The 12,880-nt window shown below is 72.3% G+C and carries 13 protein-coding genes, 1 pseudogene and 3 riboswitches; of the genes and pseudogenes, 8 read left to right on the top strand and 6 right to left on the bottom strand.

Annotated features, from left to right (window positions below):
- Positions 1 to 189 precede the first annotated feature (189 nt).
- Positions 190 to 320: riboswitch (FMN riboswitch) on the top strand.
- A gap of 158 nt (positions 321 to 478) precedes the next feature.
- From ribD to IPK24_03025, 4 genes are read left to right on the top strand one after another with little or no spacing between them, the layout of a single operon-like run.
- Positions 479 to 1,516 carry a bifunctional diaminohydroxyphosphoribosylaminopyrimidine deaminase/5-amino-6-(5-phosphoribosylamino)uracil reductase RibD gene (ribD, locus tag IPK24_03040; protein MBK8074547.1) on the top strand — a complete coding sequence of 346 codons (1,038 nt, stop codon included), beginning with the start codon at positions 479 to 481 and terminating at the stop codon, positions 1,514 to 1,516.
- 8 nt (positions 1,517 to 1,524) lie between these two features.
- Complete coding sequence (locus tag IPK24_03035) at positions 1,525 to 2,157, top strand: riboflavin synthase (protein MBK8074546.1); 633 nt, start codon at positions 1,525 to 1,527, stop codon at positions 2,155 to 2,157.
- Positions 2,154 to 3,467 (top strand): 3,4-dihydroxy-2-butanone-4-phosphate synthase, encoded by a 1,314-nt coding sequence (gene ribB, locus IPK24_03030; GenBank protein MBK8074545.1) that lies wholly within the window; start codon positions 2,154 to 2,156, stop codon positions 3,465 to 3,467. The genes IPK24_03035 and ribB overlap by 4 nt, the downstream gene beginning before the upstream one ends.
- Positions 3,464 to 3,964, top strand: coding sequence for a 6,7-dimethyl-8-ribityllumazine synthase (locus IPK24_03025; GenBank protein ID MBK8074544.1), 501 nt, complete (start codon positions 3,464 to 3,466; stop codon positions 3,962 to 3,964). The genes ribB and IPK24_03025 overlap by 4 nt, the downstream gene beginning before the upstream one ends.
- Before the next feature lie 23 nt (positions 3,965 to 3,987).
- Here IPK24_03025 and IPK24_03020 read toward each other — a convergent pair whose 3' ends face one another.
- The 3 genes from IPK24_03020 to IPK24_03010 all read right to left on the bottom strand — a co-directional run bounded on the left by IPK24_03020 (position 3,988) and on the right by IPK24_03010 (position 6,751).
- Complete coding sequence (locus IPK24_03020) at positions 3,988 to 4,761, bottom strand: SDR family oxidoreductase (GenBank protein MBK8074543.1); 774 nt, start codon at positions 4,759 to 4,761, stop codon at positions 3,988 to 3,990.
- Positions 4,755 to 5,651, bottom strand: coding sequence for a cyclase family protein (locus tag IPK24_03015; GenBank protein MBK8074542.1), 897 nt, complete (start codon positions 5,649 to 5,651; stop codon positions 4,755 to 4,757). The genes IPK24_03020 and IPK24_03015 overlap by 7 nt, the downstream gene beginning before the upstream one ends.
- A gap of 98 nt (positions 5,652 to 5,749) precedes the next feature.
- Positions 5,750 to 6,751: a hypothetical protein gene (locus tag IPK24_03010; GenBank protein ID MBK8074541.1), complete on the bottom strand. Its 1,002-nt coding sequence runs from the start codon at positions 6,749 to 6,751 to the stop codon at positions 5,750 to 5,752.
- A 123-nt stretch (positions 6,752 to 6,874) separates the two neighbouring features.
- On the opposite strand from IPK24_03010, the gene IPK24_03005 reads away from it, so the two are divergent.
- The 4 genes and pseudogenes from IPK24_03005 (at position 6,875) to IPK24_02990 (ending at position 10,404) form a co-directional block, all read left to right on the top strand.
- On the top strand, positions 6,875 to 7,390 hold the full coding sequence (locus tag IPK24_03005) for a GNAT family N-acetyltransferase (protein MBK8074540.1): 516 nt from the start codon (positions 6,875 to 6,877) through the stop codon (positions 7,388 to 7,390).
- A 109-nt stretch (positions 7,391 to 7,499) separates the two neighbouring features.
- The gene (locus IPK24_03000) at positions 7,500 to 8,054 is read left to right on the top strand and encodes a DUF1697 domain-containing protein (protein MBK8074539.1); all 555 of its coding nucleotides are present in this window, start codon (positions 7,500 to 7,502) and stop codon (positions 8,052 to 8,054) included.
- 7 nt (positions 8,055 to 8,061) lie between these two features.
- Complete coding sequence (locus tag IPK24_02995; protein MBK8074538.1) at positions 8,062 to 8,889, top strand: methyltransferase domain-containing protein; 828 nt, start codon at positions 8,062 to 8,064, stop codon at positions 8,887 to 8,889.
- A gap of 61 nt (positions 8,890 to 8,950) precedes the next feature.
- A riboswitch (TPP riboswitch) is annotated at positions 8,951 to 9,072 on the top strand.
- Positions 9,065 to 10,404 (top strand): annotated as a pseudogene (locus IPK24_02990) (cytosine permease). It overlaps the preceding riboswitch by 8 nt.
- On the opposite strand, the gene thiD reads toward IPK24_02990, so the two are convergent.
- The 3 genes from thiD to thiM all read right to left on the bottom strand — a co-directional run bounded on the left by thiD (position 10,377) and on the right by thiM (position 12,741).
- On the bottom strand, positions 10,377 to 11,249 hold the full coding sequence (gene thiD / locus IPK24_02985) for a bifunctional hydroxymethylpyrimidine kinase/phosphomethylpyrimidine kinase (GenBank protein MBK8074537.1): 873 nt from the start codon (positions 11,247 to 11,249) through the stop codon (positions 10,377 to 10,379). The pseudogene IPK24_02990 and the gene thiD overlap by 28 nt on opposite strands.
- The gene (thiE, locus tag IPK24_02980) at positions 11,246 to 11,914 is read right to left on the bottom strand and encodes a thiamine phosphate synthase (GenBank protein ID MBK8074536.1); all 669 of its coding nucleotides are present in this window, start codon (positions 11,912 to 11,914) and stop codon (positions 11,246 to 11,248) included. The genes thiD and thiE overlap by 4 nt, the downstream gene beginning before the upstream one ends.
- Positions 11,915 to 11,922: 8 nt before the next feature.
- A complete protein-coding gene (gene thiM, locus IPK24_02975; protein ID MBK8074535.1) occupies positions 11,923 to 12,741 on the bottom strand; it encodes a hydroxyethylthiazole kinase in 819 nt (272 codons plus the stop codon).
- A riboswitch (TPP riboswitch) is annotated at positions 12,732 to 12,825 on the bottom strand. (Overlaps the previous gene by 10 nt.)
- Positions 12,826 to 12,880 lie beyond the last annotated feature (55 nt).

Raw genomic sequence — 12,880 nt, 5'->3', positions numbered from 1 at the left:
CCGCACCCTCGCGCCATCATCGTCGCCGGCACACCACTGCGCCCAGACCCTTTCCAGACCCTTTCCAGACCGTGCCCAGAGCCTGCCCGGCCCGCCAGGCAAGACCCCGCCGAGACCCCTCACGCCGTCAGGTCCGCGGCGGGGCGTGCATACTGGGTCCGCAAGCAGGGCAAACCACAATCCACAGCAGTGCGTGCTCCGGGGTCGGTGTAATTCCGAACCGGCGGTGACAGTCCGCGACCCGACCGCAGCCAGCGGCCGGTTGACCTGGTGAAACTCCAGGACCGACGGTGAAAGTCCGGATGGGAGGCAGCGCGCACGGCGTCACGGCCCGTCGGCGTCCTCGGACGTCGTCACCTCGCTGGTCGAGGGATCGGTCGTCGGCGTTGTTCGGTGTCGACCGGCATCCAGCCGGCCACTCCGTCGTATCCCCGGAGCCAGTACCCGCATGAGCGGTACTAGGCAGGAGGGGACGGCGATGGCGAGCGGTGACGAGCTCGAGGCGATGCGTCTGGCGCTGTCCCGCGCCGCATCGGGACCGGCCCGGGGCCCCAATCCGCGGGTCGGGTGCGTGATCCTCGACGAGACCGGGGCCGTCGCCGCCACCGGGTATCACCGCGGCGCCGGCACCGCCCACGCCGAGGTCGACGCCCTGGCCGCGGCCCGCACGGCCGGGGTCGGCGTCCGGGGCGGCACCGCCGTCGTCACCCTCGAGCCCTGCGCCCACACCGGCCGTACCGGCCCCTGCACGCAGGCCCTGATCGAGGCCGGGATCGCCCGGGTCGTGGTGGCCGCCACCGACCCCAACCCGCTGGCCGCCGGCGGCGCCGCGGTGCTGCGCGAGGCCGGACTGGACGTCGAGGTGGGCGTGCTCGCCGACGATGCCGTCGCGCTCAACCACCGATGGACCGCCGCCCTGGTGCGCGGCAGACCCTTCGTGACCTGGAAGTTCGCCGCGACCCTGGACGGGCGCAGCGCCGCCTCCGACGGCACCAGCCGGTGGATCACCGGCTCGGCCGCCCGCGCCGACGTGCACAGCCGCCGGGCGCAGGCGGACGCGATCCTGGTGGGCACCGGCACCGTGATCACCGACGACCCCCACCTCACCGTGCGGGACGCGACCGGGCGCCCGGTCGGACCGCAGCCGCTGCGCGTCGTCCTGGGTGAGCGCCCGATCCCCGCCACGGCACGGGTGCGGGACGACGCTGCCGACACCATGCTGATCACCCACCGAGACCCCGCGCAGGCTCTCGCCGAGCTGCACGAGCGCGAGGTGCGCCAGGTGTGGCTCGAGGGCGGGCCGACCGTGGCCGCCGCGTTCTGGCGCGCCGGCCTCGTCGACGAGGTGCTCGCCTACCTGGCCCCCGCCCTGCTCGGCGCGGGCGCCCTCGCCGTCGCCGACCTCGGCGTCACGACCATCGACCGGGCCTACCGCCTGGTTCCCACCGACGTCCGGCGGATCGGGGACGACGTACTCGTCGTCGCCACCCCCGGCCGGACCGACCCGCACGCGTGAGGAGATCCATGTTCACCGGAATCGTCGAGGAACTGGGCGAGGTGGTCCAGCTGGACGCCGGCCCCGCCTCCGCACGGATCACGGTCCACGGGCCGCTGGTCACCGCCGGCGCAGGCCAGGGCGACAGCATCGCCGTCAACGGCATCTGCCTCACCGTGGTCGACCGACCCACCGCGAGGACCTTCACCGCCGACGTCATGCTCGAGACGCTGGAGCGCACCTCGTTGCGCGGCCTGACCGCCGGCACCCGGGTCAACCTCGAGCGGCCGATGCCGGCCGACGGGCGGTTCGGCGGTCACGTCGTCCAGGGTCACGTGGACGGCATCGGGGTCGTGGTCGACCGGGTGCCCGGCGAGAACTGGGAACTGCTGCGGATCACCGTCCCGCCGGCGCTGGGCCGGTACGTGGTCGAGAAGGGATCACTGGCCGTCGACGGGGTCTCGTTGACGGTGGCGGGCGTGCACGACGAGCTGGACGAGATGAACGAGCTGGACGGGCGCACGACGGTCACCGTGTCGCTGATCCCCGAGACGCTGCGGCGTACGACGCTCGGGCTGCGGGCGGTGGGCGAACCGGTCAACCTCGAGGTCGACGTCCTGGCGAAATACGTCGAACGCATGCTGAGCCGGGTGAGCGCATGACCGACCTGTCCCGGCCCGACGTCGCCGAGGCCGCCCCCGTCCGGTTGGACCGGGTGCAGGACGCCCTGGACGCCCTGCGCCGAGGCCTGCCCGTGATCGTCGTGGACGACGACGACCGCGAGAACGAGGGCGACGTCGTCCTCGCCGCATCCCTGGCGACACCGGAGTGGATCGGGTGGACGGTTCGGCACACCTCGGGTGTCCTCTGCGCCCCGCTACCCGACGCACTCGCCGACTCTCTCGACCTGCCACCGATGGTGGCCGACAACCAAGACCCCAAGGGGACGGCGTACACGGTGTCGGTCGATGCCCGGGTCGGCGTCGGCACCGGGATCAGCGCCGCCGACCGGGCCAGGACCGCTCGAGTACTCGCCGACCCCGACGCCGGGGCCGGCGCACTCACCCGACCCGGGCACCTGTTCCCGCTCCGGGCCCGCGACGGCGGCGTGCTCGAACGGCGCGGCCACACCGAGGCCGCGGTCGACCTGTGTCACCTGGCCGGGTTGCCGCCCGTCGCGGTGATCGCCGAGATCGTCGAGGACGACGGCTCGATGATGCTGCTGCCCGGGCTGCGGGCACTGGCGGACGGCCGGGGGTTGCCGCTGATCAGCATCGAGGACCTGGCCCTCCACCGGCGCCTGACCGAGGCCGGCAGCAGTGTCGGCAGCAGTGCGGGCCGCGACGGGCGAGCGCAGCCGCCCGCCAGGGTGGCGCGCAGTGCCCGCACCGTGCTGCCGACTCGTCACGGGCGCTTGACCGCCATCGGGTACCGCGACCGGGCCACCGGGGCCGAACACGTGGCCCTGATCGCCGGCACCCCGGGGGACGGCGCGCTGGTGCGGGTGCACTCGGAGTGCCTGACCGGCGACGCACTCGCCTCACTGCGCTGCGATTGCGGCCCACAGCTGGACGCCGCGCTCGCCGCCGTGTGTGCCTCACCCGACGGCGGTGCCGTCGTCTACCTGCGCGGACACGAGGGCCGCGGCATCGGGCTGCTCGCCAAACTCGCCGCCTACGCCCTGCAGGACGACGGCCTCGACACCGTGGCCGCCAACCTCGAACAGGGCCTGCCGGCGGATGCGCGCGAGTACGGCGCCGCCGCCGCGATCCTGGCCGATCTCGGCCTGGACGACGTCCGGCTGCTGACGAACAACCCCGAGAAGGTCGAGGGTCTGGCCGCTCACGGGGTCGGCGTCCGCGAACGGGTGCCGTTGCAGGTCGGTGTCGGGCCGGCCAACCGGGCCTACGTGAAAGCCAAGCGTGACCTGATGGGTCACCTCATCGATCACCGTGTGGAGGAGGCGTCATGAGCGGCGTGGGAGCACCGAGCATCGGGGTGGACGGCAGCGGCCTGAGGGTCGCCGTGGTGTCGGCGTCCTGGCACGCCGCGGTGATGGACGGCCTGCGGGACGGCGCGCGCCGGGCGCTGGCGCAGGCCGGGGTGGACGACGTGGTGGAGGTCGTCGTCCCCGGCACCTTCGAGTTGCCGGTCGCGGCCGCCCGGCTCGCCGGCGAGGGGTCGTTCGACGCGGTGGTCGCGCTCGGCGTCGTGGTGCGGGGCGGGACGCCGCACTTCGAGTACGTGTGCGACGCCGCGACGTCCGGGCTGACCGAGGTGGCGGTGCGCACCGGGGTGCCGGTCGGCTTCGGCGTGCTGACCTGCGACACCGATGAACAGGCCTACGAGCGGTCCGGTCTGCCGGGCTCGAAGGAGGACAAGGGGCACGAGGCCGCGACGGCCGCCGTCGCCACTGCCGTGGCCCTTCGCGCCTATCCGCGAGGCGACGCTGCGACGGTGGTGGGGTGATCGGCCAGGCGGATCAGGGGGGGTCAGGAGACCTGAAGGCCACCGTTGATGTCGTAGGTCGCGGCGGTGATGTACCCCGCATCAGGGCCGCACAGGAACGCCATCAGCGCAGCGACCTCCTCGGCGGTGCCGACCCGGCCCACGGGCATGCCGACCGTCATCTCGGCCTTGCGCTCCGGCGTCAGCGTGCCGCCCATGATGTCGGTGTCCACCGGCCCGGGAGCGATGCAGTTCACCGTGATCCCGTGCGGACCCATCTCGCGTGCCAGCGCCCGGGTGAGGCCGATGATCCCGGCCTTCGCCGCGCTGTACGGCACCTTGGAATAGGTACCCCCGCCGCGTTGGGCCGAGATCGAGGACACGCTGACCACCCGGCCGAATCCGCGCTCCACCATGCCCGGGATGACCCGGCGCGTGACCAGGTACGTGCCGCGCAGGTTGATGTCGACGACCCGGTCCCACTCCGCCGTGGTCAGCTCGAGGAACGGCACCGGCGAACTCACCCCGGCCACGTTCACCAGCGCGGCGATCGGTGGCAGCTGGGCCTCGACCTCGGCGATCGCCGCACCGACCGAGGACTCGTCCGCAACATCCGCTGCGAGGCCGATCGCCCGAACCCCGTGCCGGACGACGAGCTGCGCCGCGGCGTCCCGGGCGCCCTCGCCGTCCAGATCGAGCACCGCCACCGACCAACCCTGCTGGGCCAACCGATCGGCGGTGGCCCGGCCGATACCCCGCACCGAACCCGCCCCGGTCACCACGGCCGTGCGCTGGGCCGGGAACACGTCGCTCACCAGGTGGCGAAGACCCGCGCCTGGCCGCCCGATCCCTGCTGGAACGGGATCAGGCCGACCATGATCTTCGCGCCGGTGGGCGGGATCCGGTGCAGATTGGCCAGGTTCTCGAGCCCGTACCGATCGGCCCCGTTGACGGTCAGGTGGGTGTCGAAACCGGTCGAGGGGCCGTTGTCGATGCTCAACGTGTCGACGCCGACACTGCGGATCCGGCGATTCTTCAGCAGCCAGGCCGCGGCGTCCGGATCGAACCCCGGGAAGTGCAGCACCCCGGCGGAATCGGTGCCGCGGTAGGCGTTGGCGTTGCCGACCTTGGCGCCCCAGCCCGAGTACATCAGCACCGCGGCGTTGTGCGGAATGCGCCCGTGTCGGCGCTCGAAGGCGCGGACGTCGTCCACGGTCACCAACGCATCGCGGTTCTTCGCCGCCTTGGCGGCGATGTCGATGACCACGGCCGGGGTGATCAGCTCGGCCGGGGTGAGACGGTCCGCCGTCCGGCCGCCCTTGGCGAAGTGCGCCGGCGCATCGACGTGGGTGCCGATGTGCTCGATGATCACCCACTCCTGCATGTAGTAGCCGTCCTTGGCCAGGTCGGCCACGGTGCGGCGCGCGGCCTCCTCACCCGGCTCGAAGGCTGGGGTGGTCGGGCCGAGAACATAGGTCAGATCCATCACCCCGTGCCGGGTCCAACGCCGGGCCGGGCCGGCCGTCGCCGCGGTGGTGGTGGTGGCAGCCTGCGCCGGCTCGGCCAGACCGATCGCCGCCACTCCGGCCACGGCCGTCGCCAGCAAGGCCGACCGCCGGGACAGCCCGTGCCCGCCGGAGCCGGCCGTCGCCGAGACGTCGGCCGCCCCGCAGCCCTGCACCAGATGTAGACCATGCTCGGTGCACATCGGCCCCGACCCCTCTCCGCCTGGACGATGCGGGCGACATCGCCCCGCATGCTCTCCGAACCTAGCGGCCGAGGCAGCGAGCCGGAAGCAGGCGCGGATCAGCCGATGGCATAGACGACGACCTGCCCGTCGGCGAACGTCACCGATCCCCCGGTGGCCCGCGCCGCCTGCTCACTCGACACCGGACGCCCCCGCCGCTGGTCGTGGGCCAAGACCGCGGTCGCCCCGACGGTGAGCAGCCGCAGGCCGTCCTGATCGAGATCGCCCGGACCCTCGGCGTCCACCGCCAGTGGCAGCGGAACCTCCCGGGCCTCGACGGGCCAGCCGTAGCGAAGCGCCTTGTTCACGAACTCCGGCGGCGAATCCTCCCGCCCGTCCAACCAGATCACCACGCTGCCCGAGGGGAACGCCACCGCGTCGCCGGGCGCCCAGTCCGCCATTCCTGCCGGCAGGTCCTCACCCGGGTACAGCGCCAAGCCGCGCTGGATCCCGGCCTGACCCATCACCACGGCCACGTACGGCACGGTGTCCTCGTCGATCATCACGTGCAGCCGCAGGTGATCGGCGTCCGACCATCGTTGCCACGGCTCGGCGGTCAGGTAGTCGTGGGCCACGGCATAGAACTGTGGCCAGTCCTCGGCCGTGGGCGGCTCGATCGGCTGGTGCCGCCCGAGCAGCCGCCCGACGAAGGAGTCGAAGATGTCCTCCGCCTCGGGAATGGCGTCGGCCACGAAGAGTTCGGGGTCCGGGCCGGACTCGGCCACCTCGCCCCGGGCTCGGCCCAGGGCCGCCCGCACCTCGTCGGCGACCGCCTCGCCGTGCACCACCCGTCTCGGGGGCAGCGCCGCCAACTCGGCCGCCGGCTGCGTCAGCGCCAACACCATCGCCTTCTCGCAGGCCTCGACCCCGGACGCCGCCACCGACAGGCCGCGCACCAGCCCGGTGTCCGCGTCGAGCACCATGGCGGCGATCACCTCGGGCTCGTCCGGAATCTGGATCGAGTCGCCGATGTCGCGAATCAACACGATCCACGTGGGCAACGCCCGGGGAAGGTCGGTGATCTCGGAGCTGGTCTCGGATGTGGTCTCGGAGCTGGTCACGATGCGGTCCCGGTCATGAACCGGCATCCTGCCAGTGACCATCCGGTTCCGCCCGCGAATGCACAGCGTGAACGTCCGTTACAGCTAGGGACGGCAAGGGCCTTCTCATGGGAGAGTACGCAGATGGCTGAGATCCGGGTTCGCACACTCCGCGAGGATGACTGGCAGGCGTACCGGGCCATTCGGCTCGCCGCCCTGGCGGATGCTCCCGACGCCTTCGTCGCCCGCCACGCCGAGGAATCAGCACTCGACGAGGCCATGTGGCGCGCCCGGATGGTTCGTTCGCCGCGACTGCTCGCCGAGGTCGACGGTGCCGCCGTCGGCGTGGTGAGTCTGGGCCAGGACGAGGACGACGAACGCGTGGCCCAGCTGTTCGGTCTCTGGGTCACGCCGCCGGCTCGCGGTACCGGGGTGGCCACGGCGTTGGTGCAGGCCGGGGTGGACGCCGCGCTGGCCGGCGGCCGAACCCAGCTGTCGTACTGGGTCGGAACCGACAACGGCCGCGCCGTCGCCTTCGCCAGTGGGTTCGGCTTTCGCCCGGGTAACCGGCGCCGGCCGATGCACGGGCACGAGGGCGAGCAGGAGATCGTCATGGTGCTGGCCCTCGGCGACGACCGCGGCCAGCCGACCGCACGCTGACCCGGGCGCCGCCACGCCATGGCCCACCCGATTCAGATCACGATCGACTGCGCCCACCCTGAGCCATTCGCGATCGTCATGGCCGATCCGGAGGGAAACGAGTTCTGCCTTGGCTGAGCGCGCCTCGGCGGCCCACACGGTGATCGTGTTGCTGCGCGCGGTGAACCTGGGCTCGCACAACAAGGTGCCGATGCCGGCATTCCGCGACCTGTTGGCCGACCTCGGCGGGCGCAACGTGGTGAGTTACGTGGCCAGCGGGCAGGCCGTCGCCGACATCGACGGGGACCACGCGACGTTCGGCGCCACGGTGCACGACGGGATCCGCGACCGGTTCGGGCTCGACATCGACGTGTTCACGCGCACGCCGGCCGACCTGAGGGATCTCGCGACGGCGAACCCCTTTCCCGAACTGGTCGCCACCCCCAAGCAGTTGCACGTGGCGTTTCTCGACACCACCCCGGACGCCGCGCGCATCGCGGAGATCGGCACCCGGCACGGCGACGACGAACTCGCGGTCGGCGATCGGGCGCTCTACCTGGCCTACGCACGTTCCAGCCACGACTCGCCACTCGTCAAGGCGCTGCGTCGTCTCGGCGGGCGGCAGACGTCGCGCAACTGGGCCACCGTCGCCAAGCTGGTCGAGCTCTCGACCGGGCGAGGCTGAGGTCGCGATGGCCGACGTCGCCGAGTTCTCCTGGGATCCGGTGCAGTACAACCGGTTCAGCGACGAGCGAGGGCGTCCGTTCGCCGACCTGCTGGCGCGCGTCGCCCTCGATCGGCCGGCCGGTCTGGTCGTCGATCTGGGGTGCGGGTCGGGCGAGCTGACGGCCGGTTTGCTGACTCGCTGGCCGTCGGCGTCCGTCATCGGCGTCGACTCCAGCGCCGAGATGATCGCCTCGGCCGAGCGACTGCGCCGCAGTATGCCCCCGGCGGACGCCGCCCGGCTGCGCTTCATCGAGGCCGACCTGAGCAGCTGGACGCCGCCCGGCCCGGTCGATGTGATCACCAGTAACGCTGCGCTGCAGTGGGTTCCCGGTCACCTCGACCTGTTGCCCACGCTGATGGGCCGGCTCGCTCCGGGGGGCCGGCTCGCCGTCCAGGTGCCCGGCAATCACGATGCCCCGGCCCACGCCCTGCTGCGTGAGCTGCGCCGGACGCCGCGCTGGAGCCCGCTGGTCGGGCCGGACGCCGCGCCCGGTCTGGACCGACGCCTGGCCGTCGCCGAGCCGGCCGACTACCTCGCGACGCTTGCCCGGGCCGGGTTCGCGGCCGATGTCTGGGAGACCACGTATCTGCACCTGCTCACCGGCGAGGACGCCGTCCTGCAGTGGATGCGCGGCACCGGCGCCCGGCCCACGCTCGCCGCCCTGCCGGACGACGCCACTCGGGCCGCGTTCGAGGCCGACTATGCCGCACTGTTGCGCGACGCCTACCCGCCGCAGCCGTTCGGCACGGTGATGCCGTTCCGCCGACTCTTCCTGGTGGGCAGTACCCGGTAGGAGTCCGCCGCGGCAGCCACACGACACCGCGGGAGCCGACAGCGACACGGCCGGTTAGGCTTGGCCCACCCGCGGGAGCCCACTCGGGCTGAGAGGGCGTCGCACCAGATTCACCGGTGCGGCGCTGACCGCCTGAACCTGATCCAGTTAGCACTGGCGAAGGAAGAGGTCACCGATGTCCGTCGTCCACGACGAAGCACCGATCACGCTCACCGAACCGGCACCACGCACCCTGGGCCTGGCCGATCAGCTGGGCTTCTGGGGCAATCTCGGGGTCAGCATGCTGGGCTTCGCCGGAGCACTGGCGATCCTCACCCCGTACGGGGCCGACCCCCTGAGCCTGCCCGCGGCCATCACGGCCCTGCTCGTCGGCACCGCGCTCGGTGCCCTCGCCCTGGCCACCACTCTGGTCATGGGGACGCGCACCGGCATGCCGACGATGGTGCTGCTGCGGGGGCTGCTCGGGGCGAAGGCCTCGTTCGTGCCCACCGCGTTCAACCTGGCCCAGTGCCTGGGCTGGGCCATCTTCGAGCTGATCGTCATCGCGCAGGGCCTGACCGCGGTGACCCGAGGCGCCGTCCCGGTGTGGGCCGCCACCCTGATCGCCGGCATCGTGACGACCGCGTTGACCATTCGCCCGCTCGGGGCGATCCGGTTGTTGCGCCGCTACGTCTCGGTGCTGGTCGTGATCGCCCTGGTGGTGCTGCTGATCGGGCTGGCCCGCCGTCCGGCAGACGCCCTCGACTCACCGGGTCAGTCACCGGGTCGTGGAGCGGTTTCTGGTTGGCGGTCGACGCGATCGTGGCGATCGGCATCTCGTGGGTACCGCTCGGGGCGGACTACTCCCGCCATGCCCGCACCGAGCGCAGCGCATTCCTCGGCGCCGTGCTCGGCTACGGCACCACCCAGGTGCTCTGCATGCTGATGGGCATCCTCGCCCTGGCTCAGGTGCAGCAGGACCCTAACCGGATCTTCGACCTCTTCCTGGCCATGCCACTGGGCACGGCGGCGGTCGCTGTTCTGGTGCTGCGTGAGAGCGACCTCAGCTTCGCCAACGTCTACTCGACCGCGGTCTCGATCCAGAACATCTCGCCCCGCTGGGACCGCCGCGTGCTGACCGTGCTGATCGGCACGTTCACCACCGCGGTCGCGCTCACCCTCGACATCAGCCAGTACACCAGCTTCCTCTACCTGATCGGCGGGGTGTTCATCCCGATGGCCGGCGCCCTGATCGGGGCCTGGCTGCGCAGCCGGGGCCGGGGCTGGGACACCTCGGACGCCGCCCCCTCCCGGCCCGGCATGTGGCTCGCCTGGGGCGTGGGATTCGTGGTCTACCAACTGATCAACCCCGGATCGGTGCCCGGGTGGGCCGATCTGTGGACCTGGATCGACACCGCCCTGCACACCACGGGCCACGTCTGGCTGTCGGCCTCCCTGACCTCGTTCGTGGTCGCCGCCGCGCTGGCGTGGTTCGTGCCGGCCGGGTCTCAGCCGAGGGTCGGCCAGAGCGCGTGAAAGTGGTGCACCGGGCCGTGGCCCTCGCCGGGGCCGGCATCACCGTCACGGCCGTTGCCCCCCACCGCGAGGGTGTCGGCCGCGGCCAGGGCCGCGGTGAGCCACTGCTTGGCCTCACGCACCGCGTCGGGCCACGAGCCTCGTTGCGGCCGTAGGGCAGCGATCGCCGACGACAGCGTGCATCCGGTGCCATGGGTGTTGCGGGTCGCGATGCGGGGCGCGGTCAGTTCGGTCAGTTCGACGCCTGCACCGACCGACTCGGCGAGGACGTCGACCGCTCGAGCGGTGCCATCGCCGGCATTGGCCAGGTGTCCGCCCTTGAGCAGCACCCGCTTCGCCCCCGAGGCGAGCAACGCCTCGGCCTGGCTGCGCACTGCGGCGAGGTCCGTGGCCACCGGGACACCCAACAGGTCGGCGGCCTCGTGCAGGTTGGGCGTGATGATCGAGGCCAACGGCACCAGCCGCGCCACCGCCGCCGCGGCGTCCGGGGCCAGCAGCCGGTCACCGCTGGTGGCCACCATCACCGGGTCCAGCACCACGACGTCACCGGCGAATGCGCGCAGGAAGTCCCCCACCGCATCGGCGATCTCGGCGGTCGCCAACATGCCGATCTTCACGGCATCGATCCGGACGTCGGCGGTGAGGGTCTGCAGTTGCTCGGCGACGAAGTCCGCCGGCACCACGTGAACCCCGGTCACGCCGCGGGTGTTCTGGGCGGTCAGGGCGGTGATCACCGCCGTGCCATAGGCGCCGAGCGCCGAGAACGTCTTGAGATCGGCCTGGATGCCTGCCCCGCCCGACGGGTCGCTGCCCGCGATCGTCAGGGCCACCGGCGGTCTGCTCATCGCGAGCGTGCTCCCGTCTCGTCATCGGCTGGCTGGTCCCAGGTACGTCGCACCTGCGCTGTCGCCGAGGCGATGTCGGGCCGGCCGCAGATCGCGCTCACCACGGCAACCCCAGCGGCCCCGGTCCGCCGCACCGCGGCCACCCGCTCACCGCCGATACCGCCGATCGCCACGCACGGCCAGGGACTGGCGATCACGATGTCTCGCAACAGGTCGAGGCCACCGGGAGCCGCGGCGTCCGGCTTGGTGTCCTGCGCCCACACCGGCCCGACGCCGAGGTAGTCGATCACCGACCCGAGCTCTCGCGCGGCCTCGACGTGGTCGAGGGTCTGCACCGACAGCCCCAGCACCGCCGCCGGCCCGAGCAGCCGGCGAGCCGGCACGGCGTCCAGATCGCCTTGGCCCACATGGGCTCCCGCAGCGCCGATCGCCTCGGTCAGGTGCACCCGATCGTTGACGATCAGCGGGACGCCGGTACCCCGCAGCTCGTCGACCAGTTCCCGGCCCAGCGCCACGAAGGTGTCGTCGTCCGCCTCGGGGTCGCGCAGTTGCACCAGGCTGACCCCGTTCGCCACGGCAGCACGCACCGTGGCCACCACCCCGACGTCGCCACACAGCGCGGTGTCGGTCACCAGGTACACCGACAGATCGAGAGCCGAACGCATCACGACCCTCAGCTCAGGGCGACGCGGGCGGCCAGCGTCTGTGGGGTCAGCGAGGCCAGCTCGTCCAGCAGGGCCACGGCAAACGAACCCGGGCCGCGGCTGGCTCGGGCGGCGTCCTCGGCGGCGACGGTCAGCGTCGCCGTGGCGGCCACTGCGGCGACCAGAGGGTCCTCGACCGAGCCGGCGAAGGCCGCCATCAGGGCTCCGAGGGCACATCCGACGCCGGTCACCTGCGTCATCCACGGGTGGCCGTTGGCCACGCGCACCAACCGCTCGCCGTCGGTGAGGTGATCGACCGGTCCACTCATCGCCACCACCGTGCCACGGTGCTTGGCCAGATCGACTGCCGCCGAAGCCATCGACTCCGCCGTGTCGACCGCATCGACGCCGCGACCGCCCGCGCCGCCGGTGAACGCCCCGATCTCCGAGGCGTTACCGCGGATCACCGTGGGCGTCGCAGCGGCGAGCAGCTCGTGGGCGATCTCGGTGCGCCAGGCCAGCGCCCCCGCGGCCACGGGGTCCAGCACCCAGGGCGTGCCGGCGGTCGCCGCAGCGACAACGGCCTCGTGCATCGCCTCGGCGGTTTCCGGGTAGGGCGTGCCCAGGTTGATCAGCACCCCACGGGCGATGCCGGCGAATCCCGCTGCCTCAGCAGGGTTGTCGACCATCGCCGGCGCCGCTCCCACGGCCAGCACCACGTTCGCGGTCCAGCCGGCCACCACGATGTTGGTCAGGCACTGCACCAGCGGCACCTGCGCACGCACGGCAGCCAGGGCCTCGGCACACGCCTCGGCGGACACGCTCGACAGGGCAGATGGAGGAGTCATGACGACGTCCCTTCGCTAGTCCGAACTAGATCAGGTTCGACGGGTGTGATCTCAGCCAGCTGCCCGGCACCCCGCGTCGACTGCCACGATAGTGCCGAACGTGATGTGATGGCTCCTCGGGACAGGCTGCTGGAGGCTC

It is taken from the genome of Kineosporiaceae bacterium, assembly GCA_016713225.1.
Classification (GTDB): Bacteria; Actinomycetota; Actinomycetes; order Actinomycetales; family Kineosporiaceae; genus JADJPO01.
Note: the sequence above shows the minus strand (reverse complement) of the source record. Positions and strands in the feature narration are given on the sequence as shown.